Here is a 22493-nt window from a genome sequence, read left to right as displayed (position 1 = left end):
TGTATAGAGCGTTAATGGCGGACTATGAAACCATAAAATGGCGTAGCTGACTATTCGCACAGGAAAACGGTGTCTATGTAAAAACGGCGAATAAAATGCGTTGATTCGGAGAAACATCTGGCAATAATACCCGTCAGTTTTCTTCTATTTTTGAGCAGTCTGAATTTCATGCATCCCGCTTCAATCCGCCTCTTCCTCGCCAACGGTAGCCCGACAGGGTTGCGAACGGCTGAACTGTCCAACTGGAATGGCAAAGGGGTAACCTGTCCCCGCAGTGAATTCAGGGATTTCCTGGCCCGCGAAGAGCTGGAGCAGCCGGGCATCTATCTGCTGACCGGCGTTGATCCGGAAACCGATGAACCGGCGATCTATATTGGCGAAGCTGAGCATCTGCGCAAACGGCTGGCCACCGGTCACAAGCATGTGAATCAGGATTTCTGGAATACCATCACTATCTTTATCAGCCAGAACGACTACATGACCAAGGCCCATGTGAAATACATCGAAGGTCGTTTGATCGTGATGGCCAGGGCGACCGGACGGGCAAAGCTGGAAAATTCAGTGTCCAGTGGGGCAAAACTGTCAGAGGCGGATACGGCTGAAATGGAAAGTTTTATCGAATACATGATGCAGTTGTTGCCGGTACTCGGTGTCACGCATTTTACCCCGGTGCGACAGCCTGCCCGAAAACAAGCAGGAACCGTTGAAAGGGCAGAAGACACAACGCTCTATTACCGCATCAAGCAGCTGACCGCTACCGGCCAGCGTACTGAGCAGGGGTTTGTCGTTTACTCTGGTTCGGAGGCGGTATATGAGTTAAAGCCTTCCTGCAGCAATGGCATCCGGGAGCTGAGAGAAAAGCTGATTGGCAATGGGGTCCTGAAAAAGACCGATTCCGGTTATGTGTTTACTGCAGACCATGAGTTCGGCAGCCCCAGTACTGCAGGTGCAATTATTTGTGGGGGTAGTACGAATGGTCTGACGGCCTGGAAGAATGCTTCAGGGGTTACATTGAAAGCGTTGGAGTCTGAGGATTGATATGAGGCGGTACTTGTGGACACTTCAAAGGAGGCCATCTCTGATGGAGTTGCCAATAAAATCTGTCTCAGTTCAATGCGCACATGATCACATAGAGGCATATAGTACCCATAAGCTTCAATTTGCTATGATCGCGATGTTGATCTAGGTCAGAATAATTGTATCTACAAGAAAAACATGTTCTGATCTGTGGATGTAATGGGAGTGTAGTACTGCGCATGGATAAACTCAGAGTGCTTGCCGGAAAACGAGGTATGTTTCTAGCGGGTCTTCTGGTCGCGGGAATGGTTGCACGTTTTTCGTTTTCTGCTTATCAATACAGCTCATTAACTGAGCCTGTTGCCCTTGGGGTCGCGGATGTCGATCCTTCCTCTATAACCCTGCCTGGAAGTCAGAACATCGTCGATCTGCAGGTGATGAATCTGAATTTATTTGGCGCATATCAGGAAAGCGAAGATTCAGCACCGGTTCAGGATGAGTTACCTGATACGGAGCTGAAATTAACGCTTGATGCTGTGTTTTATTCTGGAGAGCAACAGGGGGCAGCTGCACTCATCTCAGGTAGTGATCAGTCCGGTTTGTATCATGTTGGAGATCGTCTAGCCCAAGGGATTGTACTAAAAGCTATTGCGCCAAATGTGGTGACTATTGAGCGTGAAGGGCGGCTGGAAAATATCAGATTCAGCCGTTTTGAGGAAGTGCATGAAAAAGTCATTGCGAAGGCTCCAAGACCACAAGCAATCTCGAAAGTTGCTCAAAGCCAAACGGAAAGTGTTGCCATGGCAGGAGTTGAATCCCTACAGGAAAAACTTCAAGCCTTAAGAGATCGTTACGCTGCCAACTAGAAAGCTGTAGGTTGTAATGTGAAAATAATAAAAATGTCGAATGTGCTAAGGATGGTTTTTCTGTTATCTACAGGGCTCGCTGTAGATAGTGCTATCGCTGAGAATATTAAGCAGCAGGTATTTGCTTCTGCTACGGATGCTGCAACTGATGATGTTTCAGACGTGGGGTCAGAGCGTCTTATCCATATCAACATGAAAAATGGCGATGTCAGGTCGTTTATTGAGTGGATGGCAACAGAGCAGGGAAAAAATATAATCATTGATCCAAGAGTTAAAGGGAAAATTACTGTTCTTACTAAAGAAGCAATGGCACCGTCCTCTGCCTGGCAGGTGTTCAAGGCTGTTTTAAAAGTCAATGGTTTTGTGCTGCTAGAAAAAGGGGGAATGGCCACAGTTGTCCCGGATACGCTGGCAAGAAGTAGTGGAGCCCCATACCTTACGGGTACATCAGGAGATGAAGATACGGTGATTCGAGTTATCAGGACTCGATATATACCAGCATCACTGGCTATGCAATTGATTAAGCCGCTAGTTCCGCCAAGTGGTTATGTGGCTGCACTGCAAGATAGTAACTCGCTTCTGATATTGGATCGATCAGGGTCAATCAATGACATTGAGAATATTATTCAGCAGATAGACAAGCGACAGCGACCTAGAATTGAGTTTGTCGCACTGACATATGCGAATGCTAAGGAAGTGGTCAGTGTATTGATCGGTATGCTTGGAAAGCAGGAAGAAAAGCTGTTACCACATATGCGTACGATGATGGCTGCTGATGAAAGAACTAATACGGTGTTGCTTTCAGGACCAGAAGAGAGTGTTAGTGCTGTTAAAGGCATTATCAACAGGCTGGATCAGGAAGAGGAAATCAGCGATGAAGCTCATGTCATTTATCTGCACTATCTCAAGGCATCAGAAGCGGCAGAAATTCTGAAAGACATCATGACCAGCCTGCAGAAGCGAGATAAGAACCTTGCGGGTGAGGACCTTCAGATTGCGTTAAAAGCCAGTGATAGCACGAATTCATTGATTATTTCTGCACCCAATCGCTATATCAAAACGGTGCAGCGCCTATTATCCAAACTGGATATACGCCGTGCGCAGGTTTATGTTGAAGCTGTCATTGTTGAAGTGGGTGATAATCGAATTCAGGACCTTGGTGTTCAATGGAACACGTCAGACAGTTCTCTTAATGGTGATGGCTGGTTTGGTGGCACACGGTTGGATGCTGGCGCGCAAGGTAGCCTGGATGGTTTCTATGAAGGGGATTCACCAGCGCTTGGGGCGGGGCTTTCCCTGGGTTTTTACAGGAATGGCTCTCTACGGGGTCTGATTCGGGCATTTTCAGGTGATGATCAGATCAATATTCTCTCAACACCTAATTTAATCACACTTGATAATGAGGAAGGGAAAATCGTTGTTGGTGAGAACGTTCCTTTTGTCACGGGGCAATCAACCAGTTCGTCCTCCTCTACGGATAACCCGTTCCAGACGATTGAGAGGAAGGATGTTGGTATCAAGCTGACGATTACGCCGCAGGTGAACAAAGAACAGTCGATTACACTGGATGTATTTCAGGAAATCTCCAGTGTTACGGACAGTGCTGAGGCGGCTGATATAATCACACGCACGCGTTCTATTGATACAAAGGTGCAAGTCGAAAGTGGCAGTATATTGGTCCTGGGCGGCCTGATCTCTGATGAAGTTTCTGGAACGGTGCAAAAAGTACCCGTTCTTGGTGATATGCCTTTTGTAGGTCGCCTGTTTCGTAGTGATAAGAAAGAGCGCAAGCGAAAAAATCTGATGGTTTTTCTGAAGCCGACAATACTGCAGGATACCCATCAAGTCCTCAATGTGACTGGAGGGAAGTACAGCTTTATGCGTGCACAGCAGCAGGCATTGAGTTTTGAGGGGTATAATGCTGGGGTCTCAGATGATGAGCGTCTTATCTTGCCAGCTTTGAACCTGAATCAATCGAAACAGTGACCAAAATGTCTGTCATTGCGATGTACGAGTTTAGAATCATAAACGACTATGGAGTTATATCGTCCTGATCGGATGGTATTCAGGTATAAATATGGATAAATGGTTGTATATATCTTTTTTTCTTTTGCTGCCGTTCGCGGTTAAGGCTGCAGATGGTAGCTTTGGGCAGTGCACAAACAGTCTGCCTTATGATGATTCATGTTTCCTGTCGATTAGTGATCAAAACCTCGATGAATACCAGCTCATATCACTTGATGGCAGCTTGTCTGCCGGGGCGAGTCGTTTGAATGTGCTTAATATACGTCCCGAGTTTATTCATACGAAGCAATATCTCAAGCCCAAAAAGTTGTTACTTGTTGGGGGCGGGTTTGAGCGCAGCCGTGAACAGTTAATTTGCCATGACTTGCGCAATAAAGGGTTTGATGTGGCTGTTGCTATGGAGGGTGTTTCTGGCCTTAAGCTCAGTGGTCAAGAACATCTGCAGACTGTGAAAGATTACACCATTATTTCACCCATGAAGTTAGTGAATGAATTGGTACAAGGTGAGCCTGTCGTTATTTTTATGGATGTACCCGTGCCCCGAACGTTGGAAACCTTGCCTTTTATATTCACTGAAGGGCGTAGTGAAGGTGACCTGTTCTGGCAGGAATTGGCTGACAGGCAGCGGCTCTACTCAAAAGGCGGATTGCAGCCAATAATCCTGATCGATCGGTATTCAGGGTATTCGCAGGCCCTTTATCATCAGTTACTTCAAGCTGGATTGCATAATATCTATTTACTGGATGGAACGGGTGATGATGTTGCAGAGCAGTTTAAGAAGAATGATCTGACAGGACTGTCAAGGCATTTTGATTTATCTAAAAAGAGGTGTTTGTGAGAAATCTTGTTGCTTCAGTGATGTTGGTAGTACTGCTGCTGGGGGGAGCGGTATGGATGTCTAAAGAAAATAATGAGGGTTTGACGGTTGATAATGCATCTTATTCTATTCCTAAAACCCTTCGTTATAGTATCGAAGTAACGAATACATCAGCACAGCTGCTTGAGAGTGTGGGTTTGTGGGTTTATGCCCCAGTGAAACAGACGGCATCTCAGATGGTCGATGAGGTTAGAGTTGCGGGGGCGCAATTTTCCCTTGAAGATGATCAATATGGAAATCAAAGCCTTCATTTAAAGGTGCTAAATCTTCCACCAAATGGTCGCAGAGTTGTAACAGTGACGGCTTTACTGCGAATGTCCATGCAGCCTCAGTCGGTTGAGTTTGATGAGGGGGTTTATCTGGCTAGTGCGCCATATGTTGAAATTGATTCGCCGGATGTAAAGGCTTTTTCAGAGCAGTTTTCAAGTATGGCTGTTCAGCAGAAAGTTGAGTCAATCAATACCGTTGTTGGTAATCATATTGATGACGCAGGTTATGTGAAAGAAAGCCTGGGGGCGCTTTATGCGCTTCGCCATCAAAAGGGGGACTGTTCTGAGTTTATGTACCTTTCTACAGCCCTTTTGCGCAGTCAGGGAATTCCTGCACGTCCGGTGGCTGGTTTTGTGGTAAGTGACCGAGGGAAGGTGTTGACGTCAGTTGATTATCACAATTGGACGGAATATTTCGATGGTAATGTCTGGCAGCTTATGGATGCTCAGAATCGCATTCTGAAGGAAAAAAATACTGACTATGTGGTATTCAGATTGCTAGGGCATGATGAAGATGCACGTTTTAGTGAACGTTTTGTTATACCTGAAGATAGTGTGAAAGTACGATTGCTCTGATTGGTAAGATAACGCTAATAAATACCAATTGGTTAGTGATTTGTAGGTAGAGCAGGTTGAAATAAAGGTGATGTTGTGTTTCATCATTCTGTGAGTAGATGAAACGGCTTTTGGTTGCCTCATCGAAGGCGAGTGAGGCTTTTGTACGGTTTCGTTTGATTGGAAATTGACCAGCTATATCGCAGCAATTACATCGTGTTCTTGTTAAGAGAAAAAAGTTGCTTATAAGTAATTGAGAATGACTAAAAATAGTAGTAGATTGTCGCCTATATATAATACGGTAGTACTAATACCTGTTCGTGTAAGGTGATGTATATATCGTAGAGGCTGACAGTGTATGGATGTTCGGCTCTCTTAATAAAAAAGTATTAGAAATATAAGGAAGTTGCAGTGGCAAGGCGTCGTATCGGGAGTGCCCTTGGCGTTTGGGCGATAGTAGGGATGTTGCTGACGGCCACATGGGCGAAAGCAGAAGAGAAGCTTTGTGCTGTCGTAAAGATTGAAATTCAGCAAGATCTCTCGCTGGAGCGTCAGGCGTTCGAAGCTACCATGCGTATCACCAACAGTTTAGATACCATGGCGCTAGATAATATCAAGGTTTCGGTATTGTTTGAGGATGATGCCGGTAATCCTGTTAATGTTACATCTGATACCACTGCAGTAGTCGCGACAGATCCTGATGATACCAATGGTGCCAGGTTTTTTATCCGGAAAGACCATAGTAGTAATATTGCCAGCCTGATAGAAAGTGAATCGGGTGAAATTACAGACGGTCAGCTTTCGGCCTCCACAACCGGTGAAATCAAGTGGTTGATTATCCCTACTGCAGGGGCGGCAGGTCAGAAACGTGATGGTCAGCTTTATTTTGTTGGTGCGGTCCTCTCTTATACCTACGGTGGTAAAGAACAGTCCGTCACAGTAACGCCAGATAGCATAGTTGTTAAACCACAACCCAAATTGCAGCTGGATTATTTCCTTACTGAAGAAGTTACGGCGGACGATGCATTTACCCCGGAGATCGAGCCAGCCATACCGTACACCTTGGGTGTACGCATAGGAAATAATGGTTATGGCCCTGCCAATAAAGTCCGGATTGAGTCCGCTCAACCCCGCATTATAGAAAACGAGCAGGGGCTTCAGATTGGTTTCAAAATCAATGGTGGTTACCTTGATGATCAACCAGTCACACCCAGTTTATTGATTGATTTTGGTGATTTTGCCCCTCAGGAAAACAAAATGGGTCGCTGGGAAATGGAGACGACCCTTTCTGGAAAGTTTATTTCCTTTTCTGCTGATTACACCCACGCTGATGAGTTAGGGGGGGAGCTGACGTCTTTATTGGAAGGCGTAAACACGCATTTTCTTATACGTGATGTTCTGGTGGATTTGCCGGGCCGTGACAATGTAAAAGACTTTCTGGCTAAAGATTCTGAGGGTTTTCGCCTTTATGAATCAGACACGTTGAACAGCCAGACGCCAGATTGCCGTGACTGTTGGCCAGTCGAGGTACTGACTGGATCGCTGGGCGGCGGATCTGCATCAGGTGCCTCTTTTCAGCATGATCTCACGGTGTCTAATGCTGGCACAGGATTTGGTTATCTCAAGCTGCGTGATCCTTACCGGGGCGGGAAGGTTCTGAGCAAGGTATACCGTGCTGATGGGAAAAAGCTCAATGACGCGAACTTCTGGCTGACTCAGGAGAGGGCGGAAGACGATATCAGTTTCAATTATTTTGTACATATCTTCGATTACCAGCCTGGCGCTTCTTATATCGTAGAATTTGCAGACAGTGAAGTTGTGCCGCAGCCTCCAGTGTTTGCAGCACTCATGCCTCGTACTACGCATGAAGGTGGTCAGATTGGCTTTCTGGTGCAAGCAACTGATCCAAACCAAACTGTTCCCGCTCTGTCTGTAAAGAACCTCATGACAGGCGCCACCTTTACTGATGAAGGACAGGGTAAGGGGGTGTTTCAATGGTTTCCTGAGGTCGGACAGGCTGGCGTATACAAACTGATCTTTACTGCCACCGATGGCGAGCTGGACGCTTCCGAAGAGGTGGCGCTAACTGTTAACCCCGCAGATGATAAAGACGGTGATGGTCTTAATGATGAATGGGAGCAGACGTATTTCAATAGCTTAGAGCGCGATGGCTCTGGTGATTATGACAATGATGGATATTCCGACTTTGTTGAGTTTGACAGTGGTACTGACCCAACGGTAAAGCAGGTGGCGCCCGGTGTGCCGGATATTAATGCGCCATTACCGGGCAGGGAGGTAGTGACTCTGACCCCTGTGCTTGGAATAACCAACAGTGTTCATGGCAGTGGTGAGTTGGTGACCTACGCCTTTGAAGTGTATCGCGATGAGTCAATGACGGATCTTCTGGCTAGTGTTGATGGTGTGGCTGAGACCAGCAGTGTCACAGAGTGGATTGTAACCGAAGATGCAATAGTCGAAGGTAAGGCTATTGCAGATAATACCCAGTATTGGTGGAGAGTAAGAGCCAGTAACGGATTAGCTTCCAGTGAATGGGCAAGCAGCACTTTCTTTATTAATCGCGAAAATGATGCACCGGTTGCTTTCTCCATCAGCGAGCCTGAGCATTTAAGTGTTGTGGATACCCTGACCCCCACTTTGGCCGTCAATAACAGCTTTGATGTAGATGGTGACCTCCTTACATACAGCTTTAAGCTGTTTAATGAATCGGACAGTGATTTTGAAACGCCCGTGGCTTTTATTGATGGACTGGCTCAGGGCGACAACGGATCGACAGCATGGCAGGTGCCCGATGCTCTCGAAGAAAATGGCACGTACCTTTGGCTGGCTATTGCAACGGATGAGCATGGTGCGACAGCGAGCAGTGAGCCGGCCGCATTCCTGGTGAGTACGGTGAATGATGCGCCATCAATACCGGACTTGGTCTCGCCACAGGATGGCGGTGAACTACGAATACTGGATAACCAGTCGGTAGTTGTCGGTAACGCTGTTGATCCGGAAAAAGCCACACTGACCTACACCTTCGAACTGGATACCGTCAACACGTTCGATAGTGAGCATTGGCAAGTGTTTGACAATGTTCAAGAAGGCACTGGGCATACTAGTATCACCCTGCCTGCGTTGCAGGATAATACGCAATATTATTGGCGAGCTAAGGCCAGTGATGGTATGAGTGCCAGTAACTGGATCCAGGGTCGCTTCTTTGCTAATACGGCGAATGATGCGCCAGCAGTACCGACTATTGCTAACCCGGCAGCAAGTGCCTGGGTCGAAATTCTGCAGCCCAGCCTGGTTTTGAACCCTTCAATTGACCTTGATGGAGATACATTACGGTATGCGTTTGAACTGGTAGATACTGGTGAGCCGCCGACTCTTCTTGCGCAAGGGGTGAAGGATAGTCCTGTTTTTCCTGTTGAGTTTGATTTGGCTGACAACGCCTGGTACCTCTGGCGGGCAAGAGCCATAGATGAGCATGGAGAGGCCAGCGACTGGACAGAATACAGCCGCTTTTTCGTGAATCGGGACGGTATTGATGATGTCCCCCGTTTCACCTTTGTTGAGCCCGCTGCGGATCTAAGGGTTACCGGGGGGCAGGTTGACATTCGATGGACTGACAGTGACCCGGATTCCAGTGCAGTCATTCGCCTATTTGCGAACGGGGAGTTGATAACGCCTGCTCAAGAGGGGGCTTTGCAGGAGGATGAAGATGGTGAAGCAGATTCATTCCTGTGGGATCTTTCAGGTGTTGAATCCGGTGACTATCAGCTCAGTGCTGAGATCCGTGATGATGAAAGCAGCATCGTAATCGAAAGCCCATATACCATAACCTTATTACCGCCTAGGGGTTCTGTATCTGTGAGGGCTATGGATGGATATGAACTGGAAGAGACGGGTGTGTCCGTACAGTCCTTTGGTATCCGGCTTGATGATGAAGTGCAGGATGGGGCCAGTGTCACGTTTAACTTCAGCCTGAGTAATCCGGAAGAAGCAGCCATTCTTGGTGATAAGCATTATCTGCAGTTTACCCATGGTAATTGGGATCGTGAACAGGTCATTCAGGTCAAGGGTATGGATGACTGTGTCGTGGATGGAAATCAGCGTGTTGGCGTGGTGTTCCAACCAGGCGTCAGTGATGATCCTCGATATAGCGAGATGGCTATTGACACCATTGCGTTAACGAATGCTGACAATGAGCAGCCCGGTCAGCAGTTGTTTGTCTGCTCTTACAGCATAGAGGAGCAGTTATCCGGCAGTGATGGGCGGCTAACGACACGTTTCAGGGCGCGCCTTGACAACAATCAAGAACCATTGAGTAGTGCTTCGGCCCAGCTGACCGTATTAGGCAGTGACATGGTGCTTATGGGTGGGGGCAGTGTCAGCTTTCCACGCGTTCCATACGGTACCAGTGTGTTCAGTCATGAAACCTTGGCTGTACAGCACTCTGCAGAATCCGGTTGGGATCCTGCTAAATTGCAGTGGCTTATTCAAGCTGGGGCGCCGGAAGCGGCAAAAGATGGCAATAACAGCAATAACACCTTATTAGGAGGCTTAGGCAGGGATGTTATCAATGGTCATGATGGCGATGACTACATTGATGGCTTAGCCGGGGATGACATCATTAACGGTGGGCGTGGAGCGGATACACTCCGGGGTGATCTGGGTGATGACACTTTTGTAATTACCGGTTCCGACAGCCACGCAGACAAGGTTAATGGTGGGATCGGTTATGACCGTGTCCTCGGAGGGGTGAGTGATGACGTGTTCCGTTTTCAGACCTTTGCCGGACTGGACCGTGTAGAAGAAATAACCGGAGGGGCAGGTAGAAACGTCATAGAAGGCACTCAGGGTAATGACACCCTGGACTTCAGTCATACACTTCTACAGCAAATCAGCCACATTAATGGACTGGCTGGGGATGACACCCTGCGAGGCAGTCGTCAGGCAGATAACATCATTGGCGGGCCGGGCAGTGACAGCTTGTACGGTAATGGTGGCGATGACAGCTTTCTGTTTTTTGCGAATGCCACTGGTTCCGATCGTGTCAATGGCGGTGACGGATTCGACCGGATTCTGGGGTCAGCATCCGATGACCGGATTCGCCTGCGCCAGTTTGAGAATGATTTTACCGTGGAGAAAATTGACGGTTTGGCAGGTGTGAACATCCTGTCGGGGGATGGAAATGCCAACGTACTGGATTTCCGCAATACGGTGCTTACCGGCATTAGCTTGATTGACGGAGAGGCAGGTGACGATGTCATTTACGGCAGTAATGGGCGAGATGTCATCCGTGGCGGAACCGGTCATGACAAGGTGTATGGTCACGGTGGCGATGACCGTTTTCTGATCAGTGGTGAGTCCAATGACACTGAATACTTCCACGGGGGGGAAGGACGAGATGTCATTGTGGGCAGCCCTCTCAATGATAAGTTGCGGTTTGATAGTTTCGGGCCATCCAACAGTATCGAAGAAATAGACGGTGATGGTGGATATAACTGGCTTGCCGGTACAGGTGGTAATAATACGCTGGACTTCAGTCAGACGTTATTACGTGGCATCAACCGCATTAAAGGCGGATCAGGTAATGACACCATCATCGGTTCTGCTGAAGCTGATCGTATTGATGGCGGGCCTGGCACGGACGCTGTTTATGGTGGCGCGGGTAACGATATCATCGAAATCGCTAACAACGACGGCAATCATGAAATTGTGAACGGCGGAGCCGGGATCGATACCCTGCTTGGAACCGATGGCAATGATGACTTCCTGCTCAGTGCCTTTGGTGGTGAAAACAGCGTGGAAGTGATTGATGGTCTGATTGGCTATGACTCGGTACAGGGAAATGGTGCGCCAAACAGACTGGACTTTTCGGGTACCCGTTTACGTAATATTGCACTGGTTGATGGCCGTGGTGGTGGTGACACCGTAATAGGTTCCGATCAACAGGATGTTCTGGCTGGTGGTTCTGGACATGACCGTCTTGAAGGTCGTAATGGTGGCGATACCTACCTGTTCCGCAGTGGTGATTTCAAAATTGATATCGCGGATGCGGGCAGTTCACAGGATGTTGATACCGTAAGAATCACGCACAATACTGAGCCCCGGAAAATCTGGATCATTCGTGATGGCAATGATCTGAAGATTTATATTCTGGGCACTCTTGAACGAATTGCTGTTGTGAACTGGTTTTCACAGCCAGCCAGTCACCGCATAGAACGTATAGAGGCGGGTGGCTTTTATATCACAGCCGATCAGGTTCAGGCGTTTGTTGATCTTATGACCCCTCATGGCAAGCCTGTACTGGGTGCCAAGATTGTACTGGGTGGTGATCGGGCAAGGATTGACAGTTTGATTGCCTCATCCTGGACAGCGTATTGAACAGGGCCGCGTTCAGGGTCTGAAGAATAAAGATAAGTTGTAGCTACAGTGGTTCGTAGCTGTTAAGAAGAATAGTAATAATATGAGTTTGGATATGCGTACAGGGTTGTTGCGAGCATTTACAGGGGCGCTGTTGGCCTTGTTCCTGTTGTCGATGGGGGCAAGGGCAGAGGTGCTGGTGGATGGAACATACAGGAAGCTGATTGATCCAAATGATTTTCCCAGTGTTGATGGCTTTATAGCTATTTTCTGTTTTGATCAGGAACAGGCATTTATTTGTGCTTACAGCGCTAAAAATCCATCGCAGTATAAGCTCGTTGCATATGACAAATTAGCCAAGGCAAAGGTAGCCGAATACGGTGAGTCCTATACCGGGTCTTTGGGTGAGTACCATCGGCCTTTTGACTATTACCTGGATGAAGAAGGTTACTTCTATGTCTTACATGGCAGTGCAGGCATTAAGTCATACCATTATGCCAATGATGCCATTACCCGTATCAGTGAACGAAGTGATTATGTGGGTGAGTGTCGAGACCTGACCGATTCCTATTTTTTGAATGACAAGTTGTATATTGCCTCCAGGCGGGCGGGGCTGGTTGTTTATTCCCAGCTCGATAAAGGCAATATGGGAGCCGTGAAACAGTTTTTTGACGATCAGTCGCTTTATAATGTCGGTGTCGCACATGGCCGATATGTGTTCTTGCCTTCCGAAGAGTGGTGTGATGCGCAGAAGGGATGGATCATTATTGATTCGAAAACAGATACTGTCGTTGAGCAATCTGCGGATACGGTTTTTGAGTACGATGATGTCTCAATGCGTCTTGTGAATAATAAAGTCTATTACAAGATAGCTGGTAAACATTTTTATAGAGACGTTAATGTAGATGGCACGCTTTCCAGTCTTGCTGTTGAGGGTGAACCCGAGCCAGAATTTACTGAGCACAACTCAGTAGTTGATGAGAGTATTTATGATAATCATATCTTGTCTTCATCACCGATGGGTTACTGGTCAATGAATACGCTTGATAATTATCAGGTGGTCGATATTACTAGCAACGGTTTTGATGGCTCTATAGGCAGAGGGACTGATTTGGTGCGTCTTGAGCCTAAGATGTTGGGAAAAGGCTATAAAGATATTTTCGGAATAAATCTTCCACTAAATATAAGTCTCATTGATACTGCTTCTGTCTATTCTGTCGAATTTTGGAGTAACTCGGCTGGGGCTGTTTTTGCAACAGCATCACAGTCTGAAGATACTGATAATGGCGCTATTGGTATCGATCGTGATGGTGGTTTGTATTTCAAAGTAAATAATATTGGTGAGGGTGCTTATAACAAGAAATGGGTGTCGAACAATTCTAATGCAAGCGAAAGTGAATATCTTAATCATTATGTTTTTGTTTTTAACGGTCCTGATAAAGAATGCCATTTTTACATTAACAGTAAGAAAGAAACTATAGCTTGTGACTTTGTGATTGATGATGATGTTGCTCGATCTATAGATGTTGGTTTACATACCAATACAGGTAGTGCTGGGTCATTTATTCCTTATCCTTTTTACGGTGTCTTAAGTAAGTTAGCGTTCTATGACAGGATGCTCACGGATACAGAAATTTCTTCTCATTACAATAAGGGTATTGCCGCTGAACAAAACCTGGTCAATCTTCAGGGCTGGAGTGAGGCTGACTATGATGATGGTGGTGCCGGGGACTGGACTGTTTCTGAAGATGGTAGCAGTGTCAGGCAAAACAATAATGGAAATCCGACTTTTTATATCAGTGATTTTGGTCTTTCCGGCTCAAGGTTTGAGGGAAGTTTTACGGTAGATACAACAGAGGACGATGACTTTGTCGGCTTTGTTTTTGGCTTCCGGGAGCTGGCAAAAAGCTATTACCTGTTTTCATGGAAAAAGGCTTTTCAGGTCAATGGCAGTAATGGTGACGGGGAAGAAGGGTTTAAAATTGCCAAGGTCTCTGGTCAGCAGGGGCTCAATCATTTTAATGAATTTTGGGATCTGGAGGATAGCCAGTTCATAAAGGTACTTGGCTCTGATACCGGGACAGGCAAAGGCTGGATAGAGAGCAGAAAATATACGTTTTCACTGAGCTATCAGGACACTGGTGCTATCAGGGTACTGATAAAAGACAATGAGAGTGATTCGCTGATATGGGATAGTGGGCTTATTGTAGACCCTGAGCCAATTGGTGTAGGGCACGTTGGTTTTTATAATTTCAGCCAGTCGGATGTCGTTTATGAAGGCTTTACCAAGGCATCATTATTAGAACCGGTTGCTCGGCTAGAGAAGCAGGCGCCAATTTCATTCTCCTATTCAGAGATTACACTGGATGGCTCAAACAGCTTTGATCCTGATACTCAAAACACTGCAAATAACGGCATCATCAGTTGGCAGTGGGATATCGGTGATGATGGCACAGTCGACTCAACCCATGAAAAAACGCTTGTCGTACAGCGGCAGGATCTCTTTGCAAAAGGGCTTACGCTGACTACGCCTGTACCTGTCAGGTTGACCGTTACGGATGCTGATGGACTGGTAAATTCAACCACGTCATTCATTGCCTATGAGAATACGCCGCCGCTGTTATCGATTGGGGGGCCTTATCCATTGGTTCAACCCGATGGAGCCCTTGTTACTGATGCGATGATTGACGACCCGGATCTAGCACACCCGGTTGGTGAGCAGTTACAGGTTGAATGGGATTACCGCCCGGCGCAACAAGCCAGTGATGTAGGGGATGGCTTGGTTTCCGGTGGTATTGAAATAGCGAATCACTCTTTTCCCTACAATCAGATACTGGATTACATTAATCAGCATGGTTCAACGTTATATTTAAATGTTGTAGATCAACAAGGCGCTGTTGTGAGCCGTTCAACAGAGGTGCAGGTGGCCTTGCCTGATTTGAAAATCCTTGAAGCAAGTGTCTCTGGCAGCTTCAAGACTAATCAACCTCTCACTTTTAAATGGAAAGGGATTAATCAAGGGGCTGCTCCAGTTAAGACTGACTGGGAGGAATGTCTATGGATTAGTGAAGACACTGAACTTGATTATGAAAATGATTTTTGGTTTGAATACATTCCGCTCTCGATTGAACTGAATACTGATGATGTATATGAAAGAGAAGTAGTATTTCCCTGGCTTGATATCCCATCCGGCGAGTATTACGTGCTTTTTGAAGCGAACTGTGATCGTTATGTTCAAGAGTCGGACACGGGGAATAATGTATATGCCACTGGCCCCTTTGATACAAAGCGCCTGGTTCTTTTGGAGTCAGTAGAGTGGCGGGAAACAAGCATTGGTTTTGATCAGATCAATACATTAACCCTTATGTTTTACTCACCGATGCGGCAGGATATCAAGCCAACGATTCGCTTGGTGAACGAGACTGATGCAATCACATTAAGTGGTGGGCAATGGTCAGGCAGTTTTGAATTTCGTAACAACGAACTCTTTATTCCAGATGGGTTGAATGGTGTCTTCGACCTTGTAGTAACAGGGGCTCAGGATGAAACCGGGCAGCCTATGGAGCTGTACAGGGAGGCGGCGGCGATTACTGTCGATACGATCAAACCCCCAGTTCCGACAGTCATTTCTCCAACTCTTGAGGATGATCTATATCGCTCTTCATATCGGGGTGTCAGTTTTAGTGGTGAAATGGAGCCCTATGCCGAGGTTATGGTGAATGGCCAGCTGGCGGAGTCAACCTCTGAAACCACCTGGTTCCATACAGTTCAGGCGCCAGAAGGTATCTCAGAAGTGCGGATTGTGGCTTGGGATCAGGTGGGTAACCCTTCTGATACGAAAATGATTCGTCTGGAGGTTGATACTATTGCGCCGGTTCTTGGGACCGTGACGCCATCGGGTGCTCTGGCAACGGCGCCTGCCAATATCCAGTTAGCCGTTATCGAATCTGGCACCGGTATTGATCTTGCCGCCAGTCGTATTGATCTTTTCAAGGACAATGTCGCAATATCCGGTGAACTGTCTATTGCAGACAGTCTGATCACATGGACTCCTGCGCAGCCATTGTCTGAGGGTGTGTATTCTCTTGAAACCCGCATTGTTGACCTGGTGGGTAATGAATCCGACCCTCAGCACCATCTGTTTACCCTTGATTTCACGCCGCCAACACCACCTGTAGCGGTGGATGTACCGGCCATATCCGAAACAGAGCTGATACAGATCGAGGGTACTCGCGAGTCAGGTTCTTCAGTTTATTTGTATGACACGCTGGTCGCCTCAGGTGACGGCACGACATGGGGCGCGTCGGTATCCCTCAAAGAGGGGGATAATGTGCTGCATTTCACGGCACGGGATGCTGTAGGCAATGTCTCTGAAGTCACACCGGTGACAGTGCGTTTTGATAACACGCCCCCCGGCCCTGTTGCTGTTGATTCCGATCCGGAAGGCGATGGCCGCAGTGTCCTGTTGCGCTGGGACAGTTACGATGATATCGCCAACGGTGCAGATGTTGAGAGTTACTGGGTCTATCGCAGCAGCACACCGTTTACGAATCTGAGTGATGAGGGTGTCGGTCTTATTGGTCAGGTAGCTGCAGATACCAGGCAGTTCCGTATTGGTAACCTGGAGAGAAATACCACCGTTTACGTAGCCGTGGTTGCTCGCGACAAAGCGGAGAATATGCATCCGGTGGTCTCGCCGGTTGAGGTCACGCCTATCGATACCATAGCGCCAGCCGAGATCAGCGACCTTTCATTCATGGCATTGGGTAACAGCCTGCAGTTGCGTTGGGGAGCGTCACCTGATGAGGCCGGTGATCTGGCCGCTTACCGTATCACAGTGACCCGGCCTGAGGGTGAAGAGGTGATTATGGTACCTGTGGTTGCAGGCGAGAGTGTTGTATCGCATACCATCCAGGGACTGGCTATGGGCACTGCCTACCCAATACGTGTTCAGGCTGTCGATCAGGCTGGCAATACCTCATCAGGACTGTCCGGGACGGGTGTGACACTGTTGCCTAATCCCGACAATGTTACGCTGGAAGCGCTGGATGGACGGGCTATCGTGCGATGGTCGGCTGTTTTACCTGCCGAACAGGTAACCGGTTACCGCATCTATCGCAGTGAGAAGGATTTTTCCTCAATTACGGATCTCACCCCGGCACTGAGCCTGGCTTCTGATCAACGTCAGGCCGGGCTGAGCGGGTTGACTAATGGAACAACGTATTATGTGGCGGTCACGGCAATAAATCTTTCCGGCAAAGAAAGCGCTGACGTGACCCCCGTGGCGGTGACTCCGTTTGCTGATGAAAGTGGGCCGTCACTGACGACGATTGCCTATGCTGGCTCAGCGCTGTTAGATGGCAGGGTGTTAACGACCAATGGAACCGTTTCTGTGCAGGCCACGGATCCTTCCGGAGTGGCCCGTCTGCAGCTGCTGGTGGATGGCGAGGTGATCGCCCGGGATGTGACGCCAGCCGATGGCCTTGAACTGCCGCTGGATCTCCGCACCTTAAGTGACGGCGATCATGTGCTGGTGGTGCAGGCGGTGGATACCCTTGAGAACATCTCGGAGCAGTCCTATGCCATCACTGTCGATCTGGCGGCACCGGCAACGCCGGTTCTCACTGGCCCGGTGGATGGTCGCTTCACGAACCAGCCCGTACAGATTGTACAGGGTACCAGTGTTGCTGATACCGAGGTGCGCTTGCTGCGTAATGCCGAACCTTTTGGAGACTGGCTGGCTGTAAGTGATGGGCGTTTCTCGCTGGGCGTGGATCTGGAAGAAGGTGAGAATACCCTGGCCGTACAGGCGCGTTTTGTGGGGCGCAGTAAAGTTTCGGCTACCAGTGAGCAGCGTACCATCACCCTGGATACTGCGATACCTGATGCGCCAGCCGGCTTCAATGCGAATAGCCGAGCTCAGGGCGAAGTCAACTTGAGCTGGCAGCCGGTGGATGCAGACCTGGCGGGTTATTACGTCTATCGAAGTTCTCAGCCATTCTCTGCGCCTGGTCAAGCGACTGTCGACCGGATAACTCTGTCGCCGATTACGGCAACGCGTATAGAAGACGTACCCGCAGAGGATGGTATTTACTATTACGCGGTAACCGCTGTTACCCGTGCAGGTTCCGAAAGCGAGCCCGGCGGCGTGTCAGAAGTCGTAGTGGACAGCATTGGTCCGAAGATCGAATCAGTGACCCTGTCGAGCAGCGGGCGACAGGCTGATGATGGTCGTTATGGCCAGGGCTCTGTTGAAGTGGAAGTATGGTTCACCGAACCGTTGCGTAATCCGCCTCATTTTGCCTTCAGCCTTGGTGCCAGTGCGATTACGGTGTCCCTCACTCCGGATTACAACGAGGCGCGTCGTTATACCGGTAGCTTCAGTATCAGCGGAAGCACGCCATCTGGTACGGCTGATCTGACGTTCCAGGCCTTTGATGCAGTGGGCAACCAGGGCGGGGAGTTGGTCAGTGGCGAACGAATGTTCATCCGGATAGATACCAGTGGGCCGGATGTTAAGCAGTTGGCGATTACGCCAGAGCATCCGATCAACAACGGGCTAACAGGCGGCAATATACCAGCAACGGTGGAAGTGAGAATTGCCCTCAATGATGACCTTGGGCCAGATGTATTACCTGTGCTGGTAGCGACGCTTGATGGCCTGCCCATTGTCGGAATGGAGGCTGGGATTCCGTTGGTTCGTGATGCCCTGGCACTTCCCGGTCAGCCACTGCTGAGCGGCGAGTTTACCTTGCCGGTTGATGCTGGCGCAGGGAGCAGTCAGCTACTCGGTTTTACCTGGCAGGCAGAAGATGATCTTGGTAACCGCAGTACCCGTATTAACGGTACCCGTACCTTCGAGGTCTACCAGGGAGAGCTGCCTGCGTTGGCTTCACCTGTGAGTCTGGAAGCCAGGGCTTTGCCGCAAGGTCGGGTTGATCTGGGCTGGCAGGTGGTCACACAGGCCAGCGGTTATCAGATTGAGCGCAAGGCTGCCAATGAGGACGATTTCAACGTGGTCGCTGAGGTTTTGGCATCCGGAAGTGATGTTCAGCGCTGGCAGGAAGTCAATGCACTTGTGGATGGTCAGTATCAGTACCGTGTTGCCAGTATTCGCAGTGCCAATGGCCAGCGCGGCATCAGTGAGGCCAGTCAACCAGTCATGGTAATCGCTGATGGCACGGCACCGGACGCGCCGGAAGCCCTGCGTCTGCGTCTTAACGGTGCCGGTGTCGTGGTAGAGTGGCAGGCACCTGTCAGTGAAGCTGTTCCCCATGAGCTCAGGTATAACCTGTACCGACTGGATACGGCTGAGGGTGAGCCCGTGGATCTTACGGATGTTGAACCATTACAGCGCAATATTCCGGGTAACGCCTTTATTGCGCTGGATCCTGAACCATCAACAACCGCATTCACCTATACCGTGACGGCGATGGACAGCGCTGGCAATGAATCGGCACCGGGTATGCCTCAGTATCTGAATGCCAACCTGTTGCCGGTAAGTAACCTGGCCATAACCCTCAACCCCGGAGGGCAGCCGGTGATCAGCTGGTCCCACAGTGGCCAGGGGGTTGCGGGTTACGATGTTTACCGTGGGGTAGGCGACAGTCGTATCAAGCTGAACAGCACACCATTGACCGCCAAGAGTATTACTGACATCAGCTACAACGGTGGTCAGGTGAGTCATGGTGCGGTCAGTGAACAGCTATACACAGTCATTGCCGTTGATGCCAATGGTTCAGAGAGTGAGCCCCACAGTCTGCGGTTGCCAGCCCTGACTGTGCAATTGGCAGGCAATGAGGCGGAGCTTAAGCGGGGAGTGATGAACCAAGTCTCTTTCCGGGTGGATAACACTGGTACGACCCGGGCTGGCGGTTTGCTGTTGACAGTGGATACCCGGGATCACAATACCTGGCGCAGTCATCGCTCAGGCAGTTTCAGTGTTGCTGCCGGCAGTTTCATTGAGGTGCCAGTGGTCATTGGGGGTTATACCGGCCTTAATGCACTGTCTACGCTTCGCTTGAAGATCAGCCAGTACCCCAATCCCGGTGAGCAGGTGACCATCAGCCAGCAGGCCGAGGTTTCGGTAGGCCATGGCGGGCTGGTGGCCGGATTGAGTGCGACGGACTTTACCCGCGGCTCTACGGGTAAGAGCACCTTTACGCTGGAAAACACCAGTGCAGTGGAAACAGAAATTCTGGTGGCCCGCAACAATGGCAATAGTGCCTCCAATGAAATACGGCTGGTGTTGAGCGACGCAGAGGGGAATCGTCTGGCGACCACGCCGGTACGGCAGTTCAGTGGTACCGATGTGATCACCCTGGGCAATGGCGATACCGTGGCCAGGCTGCAGCCAGGACAGCGTTTTGTCAGTGAGCCGGTAATCATGGCGGTCCCGGGTGGTTCGCCGGATGATGTGCAGTTGAGCCTGGAAATTGACCGTTTCCATTATCATCGAGGCAAGCCTGATGCGGTGGCCATTGCCGGTACGGGTAGTCGTACTCGCCTGACGCTGGTGGAAACGAACTATACCGGCATTGTTTCGGAGGTTGACCAGCTCCGGGTATTTGGACAGCAACCAGTGACGATTACGGGTCAGGCGATTGAGCGGGCTTCTCAGCAACCTGCACCTAATCGTCTGTTGAGCCTGGTATTTGACCGCAGCGGTTTTGAGAAGGTTATCAGTGTACAGACCGGTGCGGATGGTTCCTTCAGTTACACGTATGTGCCGGATCGTGGTGAGTCAGGCCAGGTGCGCGTGGTTGCTATTTATCCGGGCAGTACTGACAGACCCTGGGCTGAAGCGCAGACGTTTGTGGTAGAAAATGCGCGTGTGAACTGGGAGCGTTACAACCTGCGGCTGGTGCGTAATTATCCGGAAAAAATTCCTCTTCAGGTCAGTGCCGGACGTGACACAACCCTGACCAATGTGCGCCTTGAGGCCATTCCGTTGACGGGTAGTGATGACGTGGCGATGCCTGCAGGGATTACCCTGGCAATGCCGGAAGCGATCACCATTCAGCCCAATCGTACAGGTTATCTGAACCTGCAGGTCAGTGCTGACAATAACGCGGAGGTCAGCAGTCTGATGCGCTTCGCTGTCCGTTCAGATAACCATGATGAACCTCTGGGGACGTTACTGGTAAACAGCAGTGTCAGCGAGGGTACCCCGGCATTGACCTTTGCACCGGGTCACATTGAAACCGGTGTGAAGCGTGGGGAAGGCGTTACGGAAAGCCTGACTCTGACGAATAACAGCCTGGCAGCGGTTACCGGTATCACTGCAAAACTGACGGAAGAAAACAGTGATACACCCGCACCCCCGTGGGTACGGCTGGCCGTGAACCCCGCTATAGGCGATATCCCTGTGGGAGAAAAACGCACGGTTGCGGTCAACCTGAGCCCGGATGAAACGCTGAACGAAGGCAACTACACCTTTGACCTGCATATCACCAGCAGTAACGGCCTGGGTTATGTGTACAAGGTCTACGCGGCGGTGACCCAAGCCGGGGAAGGCAATGTGTTTATCCATGCCTCGGATATCTATACCGCAACTCTGGACGACTATGGTCGTATCATCAAGGGACTGGCCGGAGCCCGGGTTAAACTGCAGAACGAGCAGGTGTTGACCGAGGTCTATGAGGGGGTTACTGATGAGGACGGTAACCTGTTGCTGGAGAATGTCCCCACGGGTCGTTACTTCTACCGGGCCAGCGCTTATGACCATGAAGACGTCAGTGGGCGTTTGTGGGTGAAACCGGGTGTGACGACGGCGGAAGAGATGTTCCTGACCAACAACCTGATCACTGTCGAATGGGAAGTGAAGGAAATCACCCTGGAGGATCGCTACGAGATCAAACTGGAGGCCGAGTACAAGACCAATGTGCCCGCAGCCGTGGTTGTAGTGGAGCCGATGAGCATTAACCTGCCGGTTATGAGAAAAGGGGATGTCTTTAACGGTGAGATCACGCTGACCAACCATGGTCTGATCCGGGCGGATGCTCTGGCAGGTGATTTGCCCCAGGGTAATGGCGTGGCCAGTTTCCAGTATCTGCAACCTGTTCCGGAAACACTGGCGCCGGGTGAAGCTTATACCCTGCCATACCGGATTATCGCCAACCAGTCATTCAATTCGGGTGAGGGAGGCAGTGCCGCAGGTGTTGGCTGCTGGCGCCACCAGTACTGGGGCAGTGTGTCGTGGCAGAGTCAGTGTGCCAACGGACAGACGGTTGACTCCCGGGCCGGTATGACCTGGTATGTCGCGGGTGGCAGTTGCGGCAGCACTGGCGGAGTGAGCACACCGGCGACCGGAAGCGGTGGCGGAAGCGGCGGAGGTTACGGTGGCGGGATCAGCTATGGCAATGGCGGTACGTCTATCAGTGGAGCGGATACCTGGTGCCCTGCGGATGTGCGCAACTGTGTAGTCGGCCAGTGTGACAGCCTGGGTGGAGGCTTCGGCGGGCAATAGCCCGCCACTGATCATCGCAAGAAAAGCGGCAAAGCGACCGCGCA

The 22493-nt window shown here is 49.7% G+C and carries 7 protein-coding genes; all 7 read left to right on the top strand.

Annotated features, from left to right (window positions below; translation table 11 throughout):
- The first annotated feature begins 168 nt into the window (after positions 1-168).
- The 7 genes from KHS78_RS12020 (at position 169) to KHS78_RS11990 (ending at position 22449) form a co-directional block, all read left to right on the top strand.
- Positions 169-1038: a GIY-YIG nuclease family protein gene (locus tag KHS78_RS12020; protein ID WP_211828713.1), complete on the top strand. Its 870-nt coding sequence runs from the start codon at positions 169-171 to the stop codon at positions 1036-1038.
- Positions 1039-1256: 218 nt separating this feature from the next.
- The gene (locus tag KHS78_RS12015) at positions 1257-1883 is read left to right on the top strand and encodes a type II secretion system protein N (protein ID WP_211828712.1); all 627 of its coding nucleotides are present in this window, start codon (positions 1257-1259) and stop codon (positions 1881-1883) included.
- An 18-nt stretch (positions 1884-1901) separates the two neighbouring features.
- On the top strand, positions 1902-3869 hold the full coding sequence (gene gspD, locus KHS78_RS12010; protein ID WP_211828711.1) for a type II secretion system secretin GspD: 1968 nt from the start codon (positions 1902-1904) through the stop codon (positions 3867-3869).
- Positions 3870-3960: 91 nt separating this feature from the next.
- The gene (locus KHS78_RS12005; RefSeq protein WP_211828710.1) at positions 3961-4746 is read left to right on the top strand and encodes a rhodanese-like domain-containing protein; all 786 of its coding nucleotides are present in this window, start codon (positions 3961-3963) and stop codon (positions 4744-4746) included.
- A complete protein-coding gene (locus tag KHS78_RS22585; protein ID WP_211828709.1) occupies positions 4743-5630 on the top strand; it encodes a transglutaminase-like domain-containing protein in 888 nt (295 codons plus the stop codon). Before KHS78_RS12005 ends, KHS78_RS22585 begins: the two co-directional genes overlap by 4 nt.
- A gap of 390 nt (positions 5631-6020) precedes the next feature.
- Positions 6021-12002 carry a calcium-binding protein gene (locus KHS78_RS11995; RefSeq protein WP_211828708.1) on the top strand — a complete coding sequence of 1994 codons (5982 nt, stop codon included), beginning with the start codon at positions 6021-6023 and terminating at the stop codon, positions 12000-12002.
- Positions 12003-12084: 82 nt separating this feature from the next.
- On the top strand, positions 12085-22449 hold the full coding sequence (locus tag KHS78_RS11990) for a fibronectin type III domain-containing protein (protein ID WP_211828707.1): 10365 nt from the start codon (positions 12085-12087) through the stop codon (positions 22447-22449).
- Positions 22450-22493: the final 44 nt, after the last annotated feature.

The sequence above is a fragment of the Kistimonas asteriae genome (assembly GCF_018263925.1).
Classification (GTDB): Bacteria; Pseudomonadota; Gammaproteobacteria; order Pseudomonadales; family Endozoicomonadaceae; genus Kistimonas; species Kistimonas asteriae.
The sequence above is the reverse complement of the archived record's forward strand: the minus strand, read 5'-3'. Positions and strand labels throughout refer to the sequence as shown.